Source organism: Pseudomonas sp. TE3911 (assembly GCF_054062775.1).
The window spans coordinates 2,545,008-2,562,481 of the sequence record NZ_JBSSFP010000001.1 but is presented as its reverse complement, the minus strand read 5'-3'; the positions used below and the strand labels follow the sequence as shown (position 1 = coordinate 2,562,481).

Sequence of the window (17,474 nt, the reverse complement as noted above, 5' to 3'; positions counted from 1 at the left end):
CTCGTGCATTTGCGCCGTGGAATGAGCTTATGAGTGGTAGTGGCGAATTACTGGCGCCCTGATAGACTCCAGGCATTCATCCAGGATGACACCCAACCATGCCAGCCGCCGGAGGAAAGGGACTTCCGCTTGCTACCCGCTTGTATAAATCCCGCACGTTGGGGCTGACGCTCGGTTTAGTGTGTGTGGTGTTTGGCATGTATCCACTTAACCCCTCTGCGTGGGTATGGGCGTGGATGCTGATTAACGCCGTCGTCTGGCCCCATCTGGCGTACCGACTGTCTCTACGAACCGCCAACATGCTGCGCAGTGAACACCGCAACGTGTTGTTCGATTCGTTCTGCGGCGGGTTCTGGGTTGGGGCCATGCACTTCAACCCACTGCCCAGCATAACCACGCTGTCGATGATGACCATGAACAATGTCGCCCTCGGCGGCCCGCGCCTTATGTTGGCGGGGTGGGTGGCGCAAGCGCTTGGCATCGGCACCTCGTTGCTGATCTTCGCGCCGGCCTTTGTAGCCACGACCACCCAAGCTCAAGTCTATGCATGCTTGCCGATTTTGATGCTCTATCCCCTGGCGCTTGGCTGGATCTGCTACCGCCAGGCCGTGAATCTGTCCCAGCACAAACGTGAATTACTCGCCCTGAGTCGCACCGACAGCCTGACCGGTCTGCTCAACCATGGCGCTTGGAAAGATCATCTGGAAATCGAGTTCCAACGCTGCCGTCGCGAGCAGCAGGGCGCCGCGATTGCGTTGATCGACATCGACCACTTCAAGACCATTAACGATACTTACGGCCACGTCACGGGCGATATCGTCCTGCGCCAACTCAGCAAAATACTGCGCCAGAACCTGCGCGCCACCGATCTGGCCGGGCGCTATGGCGGCGATGAGTTCTGCGTGATCCTGCCGGGAATGCCGCTCAACCATGCCACCGAAGTGATGGATGCCTTGCGTGACCGCTTCAATGCCTTGGCGTACGCCCAGGACCCAACTCTGCGTGCCAGCTTGAGCATCGGCCTGTCGCGGTATCAACCGGAACATGTCGACTCCACCGGCTGGCTCAACGATGCCGACCAGGCCCTGTATGAAGCCAAGAGCAGCGGGCGCAACCGTGTCAGCGCGGTGCACGGGAGTTGGTTGCGCTCCGTTTAGTGGGGTAGGGTGGCTGCACCTCAACAAAAAACAAGGATCGGTCTATGCGCTTCGCCTTCCCCCGTACCCTCCTGGCCGCCACGCTGGCCTTGTCCTTCGCACTTCCGGCCTACAGCGCCGAACCCCACAAACAGATCCAGGCGGATGCCGAACAGTACAAGGCCGAGGCCCTGAAACTGCTGGAGCGCCTGGTGAATATCGACTCGGGCTCCGGCTACGGACCGGGCCTGACCCAGGTCAGCGACATTGCCGTGGATGAGTTGAAGCAGTTGGGCTTCAACATCGAACGCATACCGGATGCCGCCGCCAACAGTAGCCATGTGATCGCGACCCTCAAAGGCACCGGCAAAGCGAAGATTCTGCTGATGGCCCACATGGACACCGTGTTCAAGGAAGGCTCCGCGGCCGAGCGCCCGTTTCATATCAAAGACGGTCGCGCCTATGGCCCTGGCGTGATGGATGACAAGGGCGGCATCGTCGCCGGCATCTACGCGCTCAAAGTCCTGAAGAATCAGGGCTTCAAAGACTACGAGCGCATCACCTTCCTCCTCGACGCCAGCGAAGAAACCGGCTCCGACATCGCCTCCGAGCTGATTCGCAACACCGCCAAGGCCCACGACGTCACGCTGAACCTGGAACCCGGCCGCCCCGCCGACGGCCTGGTGGTGTGGCGCAAAGGCAGCGCCACCGCGGTGGTCGAAGTCAAAGGTAAAGCCGCCCACGCCGGCGTCGCCCCCGAACTGGGCCGCAACGCCGCCATGGAAGCCGCGCACCAGATCCTGCAACTGGGCAAGCTCGGTGATGAAGAAAAGAAAACCACCATCAACTTCACCGTAATCAAGTCTGGCGACCGCACCAACGTGATTCCTGACCAAGCCACCGCTAAGGCAGATGTCCGCGCAGCATTGCCGGAAGAGTTTGATCGGATCGAGAAAGACCTGGTGCGGGTTTCCGCGAACAAACTGATCCCGGAAACCGAAGTGACCACCACCCTCAAACGCGGCCTGCCGCCGATGCCGCAGACGGCGGAGTCGGACAAGCTGGTAGCGATTGCCCAAGGGATTTATGGGGAGTTGGGTAAGAAGCTGACGATTGAGGGCAGCGGCGGCGCAGCGGACGCGAGTTTGTCAGCCGGGGTAGGGACGCCGACGTTGGATGGGTTTGGGATTGTGGGAGGCAATATCCATACGGCGGACGAGTACGCGGAGGTGGAGAGCGTGGCGCCTCGGGTTTACTTGTTGAGTCGGATGATTATGGAGTTGGCGAAGCGTTGATTTGACCCGGTACGGGGTTCATTTTGATCGGTGAACCCCTGCTCACCAGAGAGTGGCTGCGATACCTGAAATGTGAGTGGCCAGATGGAAAAAAGCTCAGTTGAATTTTTCATAGTCTTGCGAATTTAAGGACGCCAACCACATTTTAAAAAAATCGATTTGCTCTTTTGGGTTGTTCGTAAGATTGTTTTCCTCATAGTCGAATATATGAACGATGTCTTCACGAGATGCCTGTTTGCCCAGTGTCATTTCATAGGCGACAAGCCCGGCACTCATTTGAGACGCCATCCTCGATGGCATAACGTTTATCTTTGCGCCCTTGCAGAGAAATACGATATGAGGGAAATCGGTTCTGACTTTAGCAAAGCAAGCATAAATGTCTTTTTCACGGTAAACCTTATTAAAGTTATCGGCTTCAGAAAATGTCATTACCCGTTTGTCGAGGTCGTATTTTACCGTGACCTCCAATTTCTGCTCGCCGATGACTACCTTTATCACTTGCGCGTCCATTTTATTTCCTGTTTGGGTTAGGCACTGAATGTCCTAAATAACGTCCGCCGAACTTAAAAGGCGTTACGTCCGAAATGTCTTCAGGGTCATATTTTATGATAGGCAGCGAATTTTTTTGTTTGAGCAGATCGAGAAAAACCTGATACGAGTTTGCGCGAATAATCTGATCCCGGAACTGAAGTAACCACCTCCCTCAAGCTCGGACTGCCACGCAAAGGGTTCATTTTAATGAGTGAACCCCTGTGGTGAGCAGGCTTGCCCTGCGCAGGGCAAGCCTGCTCACCACAGGGGTTGGGGGCTTTTAGTCTTTAATTGACTCGGACCAGCGCTGGCAGAAATCGCGTTGCTCCTGAATATCGTTGGTGAGGTCGCTTTCCTCATAAGCAAAAATACTGGTGAGTTCACCATCAGGGGTTCCCATAGTCATCTCGTAGGCAACAAGACCATTCGACATCTGTGAAGACATTCCAGACGTGTGAACATTGATTTTTGCGCCTTTGCACAAAAATCTAATATCTTTCAAGTCTGCTCTCAATAAGCCAAAGCTTTCGAACAGGTCTAATGCGGTGTACGTTTTCCGTTCGCCATTACTCAGTAATAGACTAAGCGTTGGCTTTCCTCCCGCGTATTCGACGACTGCGCATTCACGTATACCGTTATTGATAATGGTTATTTCACGTGACTTCATGGGTGTTCCCTCTGGGGGTGCAATAGTGTGTATCCATTGGAGGAGTCGTCGCAATAATCAGGGCCTTAACGAAAAAAACCATCTGCAATCCCTCGCACTGTGTATTCAGGCGAGGGACTTTGCAGGCGTTTTCCGCAGCGGGGAGTAGCGCTTATCCGGCGCTTGCGTGGGAAGTTTCGACAGCTTTTATCTTCTGCCGCCCCAGTACCAAACTGCATAGCGCTGGTAAAAACAGCAGCGTCAACACGGTGCCCACCAGCACTCCGCCGATCAGCACGTAGGCCAGGGATGACCAGAACACCGACAACGTCAGCGGAATGAACGCCAGCGCCGCGGCCAGTGCGGTCAAGATCACGGGCCTGGCACGTCGCACCGTGGCTTCGACGATGGCTTCGCGAATCGCCATGCCGTGTTCCTGGTTCTGGCGAATCTGGTCGGTGAAGATCAATGTGTTGCGCATCAGAATGCCGCCAATGCCGATCAGCCCCAATATCGCGTTGAACCCGAACGGCTGATTGAACAGCAGCAGCGTCGGCACAGCCCCGATCAAGCCCAAGGGCGCGGTGGCGAAGACCATGAACATCACGCCGAAGGAGCGCACCTGGAACATGATCACTGTGAGGGTCAGCAGGATCATGATCGGAAACAGTGCGGCCAGGGCGACGTTGGCCTTGGCGCTTTCTTCCACCGGTCCGCCGATGTTGAGTTGATAGCCGGCTGGCAGCTTGGCGATCAGCGGTTGCAGGTCTTTGTAGACGGCCATTTCGACGTCGGGCGGTTGCACGCCGTCGATGATGTCGGCGCGCACTTCCACGGTGGTCGCTCGGTTACGGCGCTTGAGGATCGGCTCTTCCATCACCGCTTGGAAATGCCCGACCTGGGCCAGCGGCACTGAGGTGCCGGCACTGTTGGTCAGGGTCATGTTGTTGAGGTTGCCGAGGTTCTCGCGTTGGTTGCCCTGGGCGCGGGCCACCACGGACACGGTGCGGTTGCCTTCACGCACCTCGGTGATCGGGTTGCCGCTGAGCAGGGCGTTGAGCTGGGACTTGACCTCGTTGGGCGTGAAGCCCAGCAGGCGCAGGCGGTCTTGATCGAGTACCAGGCGATAACCGCTGGTGCGCTCGCCCCAATCGAGGAAGGCGTCCTTGGTCAACGGGTTAGCGGCGACGACTTTGCGCACGTCTTCTGACAGGCCGCGCAACACCTCCAGATTCGGGCCGGACACGCGGAATACCACCGGGAAGGGCACCGGTGGACCGAACAGCAATTGCGTGACGCGCACCCGCGCCGCAGGGAATTCGCCTGCCGCGATACGCTCACGCATGCGCAGTTTGAGGGCATCGCGTGCGTGGGAGTCAGGGGTCTGCACGATCAGTTTGGCGAAGGCCGGATCGGGCAATTCAGGGTTCAGCGACAGGAAAAACCGTGGCGCGCCGCCGCCCACGTAGGTGTCGACCATGCTCGTCTGGGGTTCTTGCATCAGCGCTTTTTCCAGTTGCGCCGCGACTGCCTCAGTGCTTTTGAAGGCGCTGCCGGGCGGCATGTACACCTCCAGAATCAGCTCGGATCGGTCGGAGTTGGGGAAGAACTGCTTCTTCACCACCCCCATGCCCAGCCCGCACAGCACAAACGCCGTCACCACCAGCCCGGTCACCAACCAGCGCCTGCGCACGCACAGCTCTACTACCGCACGCAGTTTCTGGTAGTAGCGCCCGGCATAGATGGCGTCGTGGCCACCGGGCACCGGTTTGATGTTCGGCAATAGCTTGACGCCCAGGTACGGGGTGAACACCACCGCCACCAGCCACGATGAAATCAGCGCGAAGCCGACGATCCAAAAGATATTGCCGGCGTATTCCCCGGCGCCCGAGCGCGCAAATCCTACCGGCAGAAAGCCGATGATGGTCACCAGTGTGCCGGTCAGCATCGGCGCGGCGGTGGAGCTCCAGGCGTAAGTGGCGGCGTGGATGCGGTCAAACCCTTCTTCCAGTTTCACCACCATCATCTCGATGGCGATGATCGCGTCGTCCACCAGCAGGCCGAGGGAGATAATCAGCGCGCCGAGGGTGATGCGGTCGAACTCACGCCCAGTGACCAGCATGATCACGAACACTATGGACAACGTCAGTGGCACTGCCGCCGCCACCACCAGGCCCACGCGAAAGCCCAAGGCCAACAGGCTGATGATCATCACCACTGCCAGGGCGACGAAGAATTTCAGCATGAATTCATTGACCGCCAGGCTGATGTTTTTCGCCTGGTCGGAGACCTTGGCGAAATTCACGCCCAGTGGCAGGTCTGCCTGGATCCGGGCTTCCTGGTCCTTGAGGCGCTTGTCCAGTTCCAGGCCGTTCCAGTGTTTCTCCATGATCACACCGAGCATCAGCGCCGGGTCGCCCTGATGGCGGATACGGTAGCTGGGCGGGTCTTCATAACCTCGGTTGACGGTCGCCACATCGGCAATGCGCAGCAGTCGGCCGTTGACTTCCAGGGGCACGTTTTCAATCAGCGCCAGGCTGTCGAAGGCACCGTCGATACGGATATAGGCGCGGGCACCGGCGGTTTCCACAAAGCCCGACGGCGCCACAGCGTTTTGCGCAGCGAGGGCGGCGAAGATCTGGTCGGGCTTGATGCCCAGGGTCGCGAGGCGCTCATAGGAAAACTCGACGAAAATCCGCTGGGCCTGCTCGCCGAGGATATTGACCTTCTTCACCCCCGGCAGATTGAGGAAACCCTGGCGCAGCTCTTCAGCCATTTGCACCTGCTGGCGATGGGGCAGGTGTTCGGCCTCCAGGGCGTACAGCGCAAAGTACACATCGGAATATTCATCGTTGAAAAACGGTCCGATCACTCCCTTGGGCAGCCTCGACGCTTCATCGCTGAGCTTTTTGCGGGTCTGGTAGAACAAGTCCTGAATCTCGCCGGGGCGGGTGGATTCGAGGAACGTCATGCGCATCGACACAAAACCTGGCTGGGCGATGGTCTCGACGCGGTCGTAGTAATCCAACTCCTGCAGGCGTTTTTCCAGGCGGTCGGCGACTTGCTCCTGCATTTCCTGGGCAGTGGCGCCGGGCCAGGCGGCCGTGATGGTCATCACCTTGACGGTGAAGGATGGGTCTTCGGCTCGCCCCAGTTTGCCGAACGAGAAAATGCCGGCGGCAAGGATCGCAATGATCAGGAACAACGTGACCGCACGGTGCTTGACCGCTAGTTCAGAGAGGTTGATGCCGCGCATGCTCATTGGTCCTGTTTGCGGTTGAGGGCCAGCGCCTGGGCGGGCAGCAGGCGCACCGCATCCCCGCTGTGCAGCAGGTGGGCGCCAAGGGCGACGATGACGGTGTCCGGGTTCACGCCGCTGTTGAGCAACGCATCTTCCTGGCCGAGGCTGGCGACGTTGACGGGGGCAAAGGCGACTGTGTTATCGGCGCCGACCACCCACACTCCGGTGCCTTGCCCTGTATCGTGCAGCGCACCAATGGGCACGCGGGTCTGTTGCATCTGGCCGTTACCTTGAAGGCGCACGGTGATGGTTGAGCCGAGGGCGAAGCGGTCGACGGCGCCGTGCAGCACATAGCGCGCACGGTACGTACGAGTGACGGGATCGGCACTGGCGGAGAGTTCGCGCAGCGTGGCCGCTACCGCCTGGTCAGGGGCGCCGAACGGGAAGGCCAGAGCTTTTTGCGAGGCCAGGTCGCGCTGGTTTTCCGGCAGGTTAACGATGGCTTCGCGGGCGCCATCACGGGCCAGACGCGCGACGATCTGCCCTTCGGCGACCACCTGGCCGCGGTCGACGCGTACGTCGGTGATGATGCCGTCGCCGTCGGCCTTGAGCACTGAGTAAGTGCGGCGGTTCTCGATTTGGCTGGCGTCGGATTGGGCCGAGGCCAATTCCGCTTCGGCGACGCGCAGGTTGGTCGCCGATTGGTCGAAGATCTGCCGCGACACAGCACCGGTACTCGCCAGACGTTCATAGCGGTTGGCATCATCGCGGCGCTGGCGCAGTTGTGCCTGGGCGGCATTCACGCGGTTCTTGGCCGAGCGCAGGGCCAATTCGAAGTCGCCGATATCCAGTACCAATAAGGTGTCGCCACGAGAGACATGCTGGCCGGGATCGACCTTGCGCTCGATCACCTTGCCACTGACGCGAAAGCCCAAGTCGCTTTCCGTACGCGCCGCGACCACACCGGTGTAGGCGCTTTGTTGCGTGCCGGCAGCTTCGACCTTGGCGACGAGTACCGGGCGCGGTTGGGGCGCTTGGGCGGCGGTGTCGGCCTGGCTGTTACAGCCGCTGAGGATCATCAGCAAAGCCAGGGGCGAGAAAAGACGCAGGGGGAGAGGGTTCATGTCGGGCTCCAGGGGCTGACCAGTGGGCAAAAAATTATGGACATAATTTTTTACGCATATTATGGTCGAAATATAAATTAAGCCAGCCCCGGATAATCCCCATGTCGAATGCCTCGGTTCCGTCGCGAAGCTTGCTGTTGCTACTGGTGGCCTTAACGGCACTCGGCGAAGTCTCGACCCAATTAATCATCCCCGGCCTCGGCGCCATTGAGCAGGCGCTGGTGGCGCCGCCGGGGTCGGCACTGATGGCGCTGTCTGCCTTTGTCGCAGCGTTTGGACTGGGGCAATTACTGTTTGGGCCATTGTCGGATCGCATCGGCCGGCGTCCGGTATTGATCGGCGGGTTAGTGCTGTATGTGATGGCGACTATGTCGATGCTGCTGGTCAGCGACATGCATCAATTTATCGCCGCCCGCGTGCTGCAAGGCCTCGGCGCCTGTGCGGCGCTGGTGTTGGCGCGCACGGTGGTGCGCGATGTGTGGAAGGTCGAAGCGGGGCCGGCCCTGGCGCTGACGATGATCGGCATGCTCTACGCGATCGTCGTCGCGCCAATGGTCGGCGGACTGCTGATCAACGTGGTGGGCTGGCGTGCGCCGATCCTACTGGCGCTGGTGATCGGCAGTGTGGTGTTGCTGCTGGTGCTGCTGTTCTTTCGCGAAAGCAACCCTTACCTCGACCCCAAGGCCGGCCACTGGCGCACCCTCGGCGGGCAGTACCTGGATTTGCTCAAGGGCCGCCCATACCGCGCATTCGCCGTGGCGTTGGCGTGCACTTACGGCGCGATGTTCGCGGTGATTGCCGGATCATCTGCGGTGTTTATCAACCTGCTCGGCTTGAGCAGCCTGGAGTACGGCATCAATTTTGGCGTGATCGTCTCGATGCTGATCGTCGGGTCCACCTACACCCGGCGCAATATCCTACGCCTGGGGGCGCAGCGGATTGTGGCGATGGGGGTAACGCTGGTAGCCCTCGGCGGGGTATTGGCGGCGGTGATTTACGGGCTGTTCGGCTTGTCGGTGTTGGGGTTGGATATTCCCATTGCCCTGGCGACGCTCGGCGGCGGGCTGGTGTTGCCCGGCGCGGTCACGGGCGGGGTGATGCCCAACGCGCACCGAGCCGGGTTGGCGGCAGGCCTGATGGGCTTTGCGCAGATGTTCGGCGCCACCTGCAGTGGCCTGCTGCTGAGCCAACTGCGCGACGGCAGTGCCTTACCGATGATCATGATCCAGGCGGGTTTTGCGGTGATGGCGTTTGTGGCGTTTCATCTACTGCGTGAACGGCGTGTGGCACTGGTGCCGGTGGCTTGAGCTGTCACACTTTGTCCAATTTAATCGGGGCTAGATGATTACGATTCTCTTTTGAGTCTAATCCTAAGGTCTACGCCCATGCTTCCTGCCTTTCGCGTTACGCCCCTGGCTCTGCTGGTCGCCAGCAGCTTCAGCGCCCATGCCGACGAACCTGTTGCCCTGGAACTCAACGACGTGGTGGTGACGGCCGCCGGTTATGCCCAGAGTGTGGAGGATGCGCCGGCCTCGGTGACGGTGATCGACGGCGAGGAATTGCGCCGCAAGTCCTACCGCGACCTCGGCGACGCGGTGCGGGATGTGGAGGGCGTGACGGTCAACGGTGGGGCGAATGAAACCGACATCTCCATCCGTGGCATGCCGGCCGATTACACCTTGATCATGGTCGACGGCAAACGCCAGAGCGCGCGGGAGTCACGGGTCAACGGCAACAGTGGCTATGAACAGAGCTTTGTACCGCCAGCCGCCGCCATCGAGCGGATCGAAGTGGTGCGGGGCCCGATGTCGTCGCTGTACGGCTCGGATGCGATCGGCGGTGTGATCAACGTGATCACCCGCAAGGTTTCACCGACCTGGGGTGGTTCCATCGGCTATGACTACTCGGCCCGCCAGCACAGCGACCAGGGCAATGCGCGCCAGACGCAGTTCTACCTCAGCGGCCCGCTCAAGGAAGATTTCCTTGGCTTGCAGGTGTGGGGCCGTTACCTCGATCGCCAGGCCGACGATGACATCGAACAGACCAATGGCTTCAGCAAGGCCGACCACCGCGACCTCACCGCGCGCCTGGCTTTCACTCCTAATATTGACCACGACATCCTGCTGGAAGCGGGTGCCACGCGCCTGAAGAACGGCGACGGCATGAGCGCCAACTGGGCCACTCGCGAGCAGGAAAACAACCGCGATCACTGGTCCTTGTCCCATCAAGGCCGCTGGGGCTGGGCAACCTCGGACATCGCCCTGTCCCAGGAAACCTCGACCCGCGAAGGCAAGGCCACCCCGGCCCAGACCGATATCTACGGGCGCAAACCCGAAATCAAGAACACCGTATTCGACGCCAAACTGGTGGTGCCCACCGCCCATAACGTCAGCACCGTGGGCGTGCAATGGAACGAAAGCGAGCTGACCGACTGGAACCAGGGCCTGGGTGACCGCGTCGACTATAAATTCTCGGTGGTGCAAAAAGCCCTGTTCGCCGAAAACGAATGGTCAGTCACCGACAGCTTCGCCTTGACCACCGGCCTGCGTCTGGATGAGCACGAAGAGTACGGCGCGCACCTGAGCCCGCGGATCTACAGCGTGTGGCGCGCCACCGATCAGTGGACCCTTAAGGGCGGCATCGCCCGTGGCTTCAAGGCGCCGGAACTGCGTGCCGTGGTCGAGGATTACGCTTACCTGCGCCGCAACCGCTTCGTGATGTTCGGCAACCCGGACCTCAAGCCCGAAACCAGCACCAACTACGAAGTCTCTGCGCTGTGGAGCAACCGCGATGACCTGTCGGGCGGCGTGACGCTGTTCTACAACGACTTCCAGGACAAGCTCTCTACCGTCACCACCGACCAGCGCTGGAACGGCTACACCATCATGGAACGGGTCAACGTCGACAAAGCGATCATCCAGGGCGTCGAGCTCAACGGCCAATGGGATATCAACGCCAGCGTGCTGCTCAAGGCCAACTACACCTACACCGATTCCGAGCAGAAAAGCGGCGCCAACAAAGGTGCACCATTGGCTCTCACGCCGAAGCAGAAAGCCAATGTGCGCACCGAGTGGAGCATCAACGACCGCACCCAGGCCTGGGCGTCGCTGAGTTACTACGGCGAAGAAACCGGCAACACCATCACCGACGAACCCGCACCGGGCTACACCACCGCCGACCTGGGCGGCTCCTACGACGTGAGCGACTCGCTGACCCTCAACGCCTCCCTCAACAACCTCACCGACAAGCGTTTGGACGATGAAACCTACGGCACGGTGAACTACGGTCGTACGCTGTGGATGGGGGCCACGCTCAACTTCTAAAGTGCCGCCGGCAATCGCACCACCGCGCACAGGCCGGCCGGTGGGCGATTCTGCAATACCAGTTCGCCGCCATGGGCCTGGATGCACGAACGTGCAATCGCCAGGCCCAACCCCACGCCACCGTCACTGACGCCGCGTTGCACAAAGGGTTCGAAGACTTTGTCCAGCCAGGCCTCGGGCAAGCCTTGGCCGTGGTCGAGCACCTCGATGCGCAGCCAGCCGTTATCTTCTTGGATCAAGCTCAGGTGGGCATCCCCAGCGTGGTGCAGGGCGTTGTCGATCACGTTGGTTAACGCGCGCTTGAGCGCCAGAGGCCGGCAGGTCAGCATCAGGTGTGGCGCACCCGCCCAACTGACAGGTTGCCGCATGCGCTGATAACGCTTGGCCAGGTCATCCAGCAGGCCGCTCATCGACATCGTGGCGGTCGCTTCCTGGACCGCGTCATCGCGCACGAAATTCAGGGTTTCACGCACCATCGCACTCAATTGCGCGATGCTTTCGAGCATGTCATCCCGGGCGTCGCCGGGCTCCAGCAATTCCACTTGCAGGCGCAGTTCGGTGATCGGCGTGTTCAGGTCGTGGCTGACCGCTGCAAGCATCCGCGTACGGCCTTCGACATGCCGGGCAAGATTGGCCTGCATGGTGTTGAAAGCGGCAGTGAGGTCGCGGGCTTCCTGTGGGCCGATTTCCGGCAGCGGAGCGATCCATTCACCACGGCTGACGCGCTCCGTGGCCTGGGCCAGGGTTTTGATCGGGCGCACCACGCGGGCAATGAAAAACATCACGATCAGCAGCACTGGCAGCGTTGTCACCGGCAGGCTGTAGGCCAGAACGCGGCCCCATTCATAGGCGCCGGCGGGGTATTGCACGGCATTCAGATAGGTACCGTTCGGCAGTGGCACGCTGCTGCGCAAGCGCAACGGCGCCCAGCCGGCGGGACTGAACACATGGGTGCGGGCGTCGGCACCGCTGATGCGTTCCAACTGCATGCCGATGGCGGCCGCGTCATCCAGGTGCAATTGGCGACGCAGCTCACTGGCCAGTCTCTGCTCCTCCGGGCGCAGTTCAAACGGCGCCACTTCGGGCGTCGGTGCAATCCAGAAGCGCGTGTCGTCGTGGCTCATCCCGGCCAGCAGGTGCTCGGTTTCAGTGGGCGTCAGGTCGATTGCCGTGTGGTGGGCAATCCCCAGGCGCTCCAGGCTGAAACTGCGCGACAGTGGGTGGATCAGGCTGCCGGTGCGTTGCAAAAACAACATCGCGATGCCGTTGGATGCGAGCAAGGCCAGCAGCAACAACAGGCTCAATTGCCGCGCCAGGGTGCGCGGCCACAGCCTGTTCAGGGCGCGCATTCACTGACCTCGGCCGCCAACAGATAGCCGCCGCCCCAGATAGTGCGCAGCAGGTCCGGCGTGGCATCGCCGTGGGCCAACTTGCGGCGCAGGCGGCTGACCTGGCGGTCGATGGCGCGGTCGCTGACGTCGCTGTCGGCGGCAGCGGTGAGGTCGATCAAACGTTCGCGGGGCAGCAACGTATTGGGGTGGGCAAGGAACACCTGCAGCAAACGGCTTTCCGCTGTACTGAGCTGGATTGCCGGGCTGGCGTCGCGGCACAACGTGGCGCTGCTCACGCTGAACTGCCAGCCAGCGAACCGGTAAGCCTGTGGGCCTCCGCTGGGCGCGGCCGGCCCGGTGTTGCGGCCTTGGCGGCGCAGCACACTGTTGATGCGTGCGACCAGTTCGCGGGGTTCGAAGGGCTTGGTCACGTAATCGTCCGCGCCGAGGTCCAGGCCGCGGATGCGGTCGGCGGCGGTATCGCGGGCGGTCAACAGAATCACGGGGGTATTGCTGCGCCGATGCAACTGGTTGCACAGCTCGAAACCATCGCCATCCGGTAGCAGCACGTCGAGCACTACGACGTCGAACGCCTGGGTCTTGAGCAATTGCCACATCCCAGCCGCGTCTTCGGCGGTGCGCACATCGAAGGTGTGGCGACGCAGGTAAGTGGCCAAGGGTTCGCGGATTTTGCGGTGGTCATCCACCACCAGCACGCGCGGTGCGACAGGCGCAGGGGCAAACGGCATTGCAGCCCTCGGGAGGTTGAGCGGGAGAGGGCGGATATTACTACGAGTCATTATCATTAACGCGGTTTTTATGGTGGGGCACTGGTACTCCGTTCCATCAGTAGGACGCTCTAGGGTGTTTTAGCCGTCTACCGCTCAATTGTTATCGGTTTTAAGGTGTATGCACTTTGGAGGATCACCATGAAAAAACTCATCGGCATCTACACCAGCCCTCGCGCCCATTGGGTCGGCGACGGTTTCCCGGTGCGCACACTGTTTTCCTACGACAACCTGGGCAAACACATCAGCCCATTCCTGCTGCTGGACCACGCCGGTCCGGCCGAATTTACCCCCACCGAACAACGTCGCGGCGTAGGCCAACACCCCCATCGCGGCTTTGAAACCGTGACCATCGTCTACGACGGTGAAGTCGAGCACCGTGATTCAACCGGCGCAGGCGGCACCATCGGCCCCGGCGATGTGCAATGGATGACGGCCGCAAAAGGCATTCTCCATGAAGAATTCCACTCCGAAGCGTTCGCCCGTAAAGGCGGCGCGCTGGAGATGGTGCAACTGTGGGTCAACTTGCCCGCCAAGGACAAAATGGCCGACGCCGGTTACCAGACCATTGTCGATGGCGATATTCCCGTGCTTGCGCTGCCCCATGACGCCGGGCACCTGCGCCTGATCGCCGGAGCGTTCGACGGCGCCAAAGGGCCCGCACGCACCTTCACGCCGATTGACGTGTGGGACCTGCGTCTTAACGCCGGCAAGCCCGTGACCCTGGACTTGCACGCCGGGCGCAACACCGCCCTGGTGATCCTGCGCGGCACTGTGCTGGTCAATGGCGAAGAAGTCGCGCGCCAAGGCCAACTGGCGTTGTTTGAGCGCGATGGCACGCAACTGGTCCTGGAGTCCAACGACGCCGCCAAGGTGCTGCTGCTCAGCGGCGAACCGATTGACGAGCCCATCGTCGGGCACGGGCCGTTTGTGATGAACACCGAGCAGGAGATTCATCAGGCGTTTGCGGATTTCCAATCGGGTAAATTTGGGCAGATGCATGCCTGACAGTTAGCCGTAAACAAAAGGGTAGGAGCCGGCTTGCCGGCGATAGCATCACCGTGGTGTCCCTGGCACACCGAGTCGATACTTTCGCTGGCAAGCCGGCTTCTACATTTTGTTTTCCAGTGTTCTCAATTCATGCGATCTTCCCGTCATTCGCCCTGGAGTCGCCTGGATGCCCTCATTTATCTCCGATCACCCGATGCTGTGCGCCCTGGCGCTGATCCTTATCGACATCGCCGTGTGGCGACTTATCTCCGCCAACCTGGCTAATTGGAAACTCGCAGCGCGGTTGGTGATCTTTGCAGTCTTCAGTGCCGTGCTGTTCAACGACGGCATGAACCCCATGCTCGTCGCGCCCTACGCCGACAACACCGCGTTGCACATGGCCGCCACGGCGTTGCAGATTGGTTGGTGGTTGTTCGCGGCGCGTACGCTGACGGTGTTGCTCGGTGCGTTGATGATGCAGCGGGTTGGCCACACCGGGCGGCTGTTGCAGGATCTGATGGGCGCGGTGATTTTCCTGATCGCGATCATTGCCGCGCTGGCCTATGTGCTCGATCTGCCGGTCAAGGGCGTGTTGGCCACGTCCGGCGCGGTGGCGATCATTGTCGGCCTGGCGTTGCAAAGCACCTTGAGTGATGTGTTTTCCGGGATCGTGCTCAATACCACCAAGCCCTATCAACTGGATGACTGGATTTCCATCGACGGCACTGAAGGCCGGGTCACGGACATCGACTGGCGCGCCACGCGCCTGCAAACCTCCCAGGGCAGCATGGCGGTGATTCCCAACTCCCTGGCGGCAAAGGCCAAGATCATCAACTTTTCGCGCCCGGCCGATATGTTTGGCCTGGCGGTCAGCCTGCAGGTCAGCCCCCATGCACGGCCGCAAACGGTGATCGAAGCGCTGGAGCGGGCCATGCAGGGTTGCCGTCCGCTGCTGGCCAAACCGGCGCCGAGTGTGGCGTTCAAGACTTCCGCCAGTGGCGGCGTGGAGTATGAAATCAGCGGGTTCGTGCCGACCATGACCCTCAAGCGCGAAGTGCGCAACCAACTCTACGACTTGGCGTTCCGGCACCTGCAGGCAGCGGGCGTGAGCCTGTTGTCCGCCGTCGAAAGCGCGACCCCAGTGCCGACCTCTCCGGCGCGGGCACTGTTGGACAGTTCGTCGATTTTCTCCACTTTGCGCCAGGAGGAAAAGGACATCTTCAGCCAGAACATGACCCTGCACACCTATCGCGCCGGCGAGATGATCCTGCCGGCGGGGGAGGTCAGCGATCATTTGTTTATCGTCGAGTCGGGTGTGGTGTCGGTGATGCTGATCAAGGGCGGCCACGCGTTCGAAGCCGGGCGCATGGGCCCCGGCGAGGTGATCGGCGAAGCGGGGATTCTGACTGAGCAAGCGGCCTTGGCGGACTTCACCGCCAAGACGTTCTGCACGTTGTACCGCATCGAGAAGGCGTACCTGACGCCGTGCCTGGACGCGCGGCACGACATCGCCGACGCCATGAAAACCCTGTTGGATTTCCGCTTGCACGCCGCTCAGGTGCTGACCCAAGACGCGCCAGTGGTACCGGTCAAGAAGGGCTTTTTGCAATGGCTTCGCCAGCGCGGTCTTTGAGGGGCGCGCTGGCACGGGTATCTAGAAATCAACAATAAACTGCACGCCACCGACCACCGCGCCGCGGGTTTGTGTGAGCCCGCCGGGGTATTTCACGTATTGCAGGTTAGGCCGCACCATCAGCCATTGGGTCGCCTGCACGCCATAGTTGATCTCGTAGCTGTACTCGCGGCGCTGCTCGGGCACGTAAAGCGGATCGTCGATATCGCTGACGCCATTGGCCGCGTTGAGCGTCTGCGTGTTGCGGGTATAGCGGTCGCTGACCTGCAACTTCGACGCGCCAAGGCCGATGGTGTCGTTCGGGCGTGAATCGAACGGGCCACGGTAGATCAGGCCGACTTGGATCAGGTTCTTGATCACGCTTTTGTCCGGGTCATTCACCGTCAGGTTGGCGAATACGTTGAGCCCGCGCGCGCTGTTGCCGTCGACGGTGGTCAATTGTTGCTGTCCCGACAGCCACCAGCCGCTGTTGCTGGAATACATCCGATAGGGCTTTTTCGAGCTGGCAGCGTAGTTCCCGTCGGCGTCCTTGAGCATGTCCTTGGTGTCGGCGTTGGCGTAGTAGTAACCGGCGTGGTACTCCGAATTCAGGCCTTGGATCTGACCTTTCCAGATGGCTTCGATAGGGAAACTGGTGCCCTGGGAGCCGCTGATAAACGGTTTGAAGCCATTGCTGGCCTCGGCGTTGCCAGGGTTCTTATCGTAGGCGCCGACCTGCATGGCGAACTCATCGGTGAATTGGTACTTGGCGCGCACTGCCCACTGGCTGATCGGGAAGCTGTTCCACACGCCGTTCCAGTTACCTTCCTGGGAACCGCACAGGGTGACGTTCTGGAATTCGCAGGGGAACTGATCGAAGTCTTCACCATGGCCAAAGCGACCGAGTTTGAGGGCGAATTTCCGGTTGAAGAACTTTTGCTCGTACCAGAACTGCGACAGCCGCCAGGCGTTGCCGCCGCCGAACACTTCCATGGTGGACGTCAGGCCCGTGGCGTTGGGTTGGTGCACGCGGTCGTTGGTGATGTCCTTGCCATGGCGCTCGCCGATGCCGATGCGAAAGGTCGCGTCCTGCCAGCCGAGGAGTTTTTGCAGGTCCATGTTCACGCCCAGGATCAACTGGTCGCTCCAGCGCGCGGTGGTGTGGGAGTTGTAGCCACCGCCCAGGTTGGAGCCGACTTCGCCGACGTATTTGAGGGTGAAGTCGTAGCCTTGTTCGGCCAATTGGGGGCGCAGGCCGCTCCAGTCGCCGAGCATGGCCGGGGAGTTGGGATCGAGCAGGCCGGCGCTGAAGGCACAGGTGGACATGGCGCTGCAGAGCAGGGCCAGGGGGAGGGTGGTGCGCATGGAAGTACTCCTGGGATTGTTGTTTTTATCAGGTACAACACAAATTTCAGGCACACAGAGACCCCCTGTGGGAGGGAGCAAGTCCCTTCCCA

Annotated in this window: 13 protein-coding genes; 6 read left to right on the top strand and 7 right to left on the bottom strand. The window is 60.7% G+C overall.

The window, feature by feature from the left end; all coding sequences use genetic code 11:
* Window positions 1-98 precede the first annotated feature (98 nt).
* The gene (locus tag ACVWXD_RS11715; protein ID WP_099602819.1) at window positions 99-1,157 is read left to right on the top strand and encodes a diguanylate cyclase; all 1,059 of its coding nucleotides are present in this window, start codon (window positions 99-101) and stop codon (window positions 1,155-1,157) included.
* Window positions 1,158-1,201: 44 nt separating this feature from the next.
* Window positions 1,202-2,431 (top strand): M20/M25/M40 family metallo-hydrolase, encoded by a 1,230-nt coding sequence (locus ACVWXD_RS11710; RefSeq protein ID WP_032891104.1) that lies wholly within the window; start codon window positions 1,202-1,204, stop codon window positions 2,429-2,431.
* A gap of 96 nt (window positions 2,432-2,527) precedes the next feature.
* Here the strand turns inward: ACVWXD_RS11710 and ACVWXD_RS11705 are convergent, their stop codons facing one another.
* The 4 genes from ACVWXD_RS11705 to ACVWXD_RS11690 all read right to left on the bottom strand — a co-directional run bounded on the left by ACVWXD_RS11705 (window position 2,528) and on the right by ACVWXD_RS11690 (window position 7,973).
* Window positions 2,528-2,941 carry a hypothetical protein gene (locus ACVWXD_RS11705; RefSeq protein WP_457371045.1) on the bottom strand — a complete coding sequence of 138 codons (414 nt, stop codon included), beginning with the start codon at window positions 2,939-2,941 and terminating at the stop codon, window positions 2,528-2,530.
* A 301-nt stretch (window positions 2,942-3,242) separates the two neighbouring features.
* Complete coding sequence (locus ACVWXD_RS11700; protein WP_457371044.1) at window positions 3,243-3,629, bottom strand: hypothetical protein; 387 nt, start codon at window positions 3,627-3,629, stop codon at window positions 3,243-3,245.
* Window positions 3,630-3,780: 151 nt separating this feature from the next.
* Window positions 3,781-6,864 carry an efflux RND transporter permease subunit gene (locus ACVWXD_RS11695; RefSeq protein WP_401383104.1) on the bottom strand — a complete coding sequence of 1,028 codons (3,084 nt, stop codon included), beginning with the start codon at window positions 6,862-6,864 and terminating at the stop codon, window positions 3,781-3,783.
* 2 nt (window positions 6,865-6,866) lie between these two features.
* Window positions 6,867-7,973 carry an efflux RND transporter periplasmic adaptor subunit gene (locus tag ACVWXD_RS11690; protein ID WP_122681669.1) on the bottom strand — a complete coding sequence of 369 codons (1,107 nt, stop codon included), beginning with the start codon at window positions 7,971-7,973 and terminating at the stop codon, window positions 6,867-6,869.
* Window positions 7,974-8,074: 101 nt separating this feature from the next.
* Between ACVWXD_RS11690 and ACVWXD_RS11685 the strand changes: the two genes are divergently transcribed.
* Entirely contained in the window at window positions 8,075-9,280 is a 1,206-nt protein-coding gene (locus ACVWXD_RS11685; RefSeq protein WP_032891111.1) for an MFS transporter, read from the top strand.
* A gap of 78 nt (window positions 9,281-9,358) precedes the next feature.
* The gene (locus tag ACVWXD_RS11680) at window positions 9,359-11,296 is read left to right on the top strand and encodes a TonB-dependent receptor domain-containing protein (RefSeq protein ID WP_122681667.1); all 1,938 of its coding nucleotides are present in this window, start codon (window positions 9,359-9,361) and stop codon (window positions 11,294-11,296) included.
* On the opposite strand, the gene ACVWXD_RS11675 is transcribed toward ACVWXD_RS11680, so the two are convergent.
* Together ACVWXD_RS11675 and ACVWXD_RS11670 are read right to left on the bottom strand one after the other, a co-directional pair.
* Entirely contained in the window at window positions 11,293-12,612 is a 1,320-nt protein-coding gene (locus ACVWXD_RS11675) for an ATP-binding protein (protein WP_401383153.1), read from the bottom strand. The genes ACVWXD_RS11680 and ACVWXD_RS11675 overlap by 4 nt on opposite strands.
* Before the next feature lie 20 nt (window positions 12,613-12,632).
* Window positions 12,633-13,376 (bottom strand): response regulator, encoded by a 744-nt coding sequence (locus tag ACVWXD_RS11670; RefSeq protein WP_032891113.1) that lies wholly within the window; start codon window positions 13,374-13,376, stop codon window positions 12,633-12,635.
* 180 nt (window positions 13,377-13,556) lie between these two features.
* Here ACVWXD_RS11670 and ACVWXD_RS11665 point away from each other — a divergent pair, with 180 nt between their 5' ends.
* Window positions 13,557-14,423 (top strand): pirin family protein, encoded by an 867-nt coding sequence (locus ACVWXD_RS11665; protein ID WP_457371043.1) that lies wholly within the window; start codon window positions 13,557-13,559, stop codon window positions 14,421-14,423.
* A 169-nt stretch (window positions 14,424-14,592) separates the two neighbouring features.
* Window positions 14,593-16,038, top strand: coding sequence for a mechanosensitive ion channel family protein (locus ACVWXD_RS11660; RefSeq protein WP_181643646.1), 1,446 nt, complete (start codon window positions 14,593-14,595; stop codon window positions 16,036-16,038).
* Between the two features lie 21 nt (window positions 16,039-16,059).
* On the opposite strand, the gene ACVWXD_RS11655 is transcribed toward ACVWXD_RS11660, so the two are convergent.
* Complete coding sequence (locus tag ACVWXD_RS11655; RefSeq protein ID WP_260367195.1) at window positions 16,060-17,382, bottom strand: carbohydrate porin; 1,323 nt, start codon at window positions 17,380-17,382, stop codon at window positions 16,060-16,062.
* Between the last annotated feature and the right edge of the window lie 92 nt (window positions 17,383-17,474).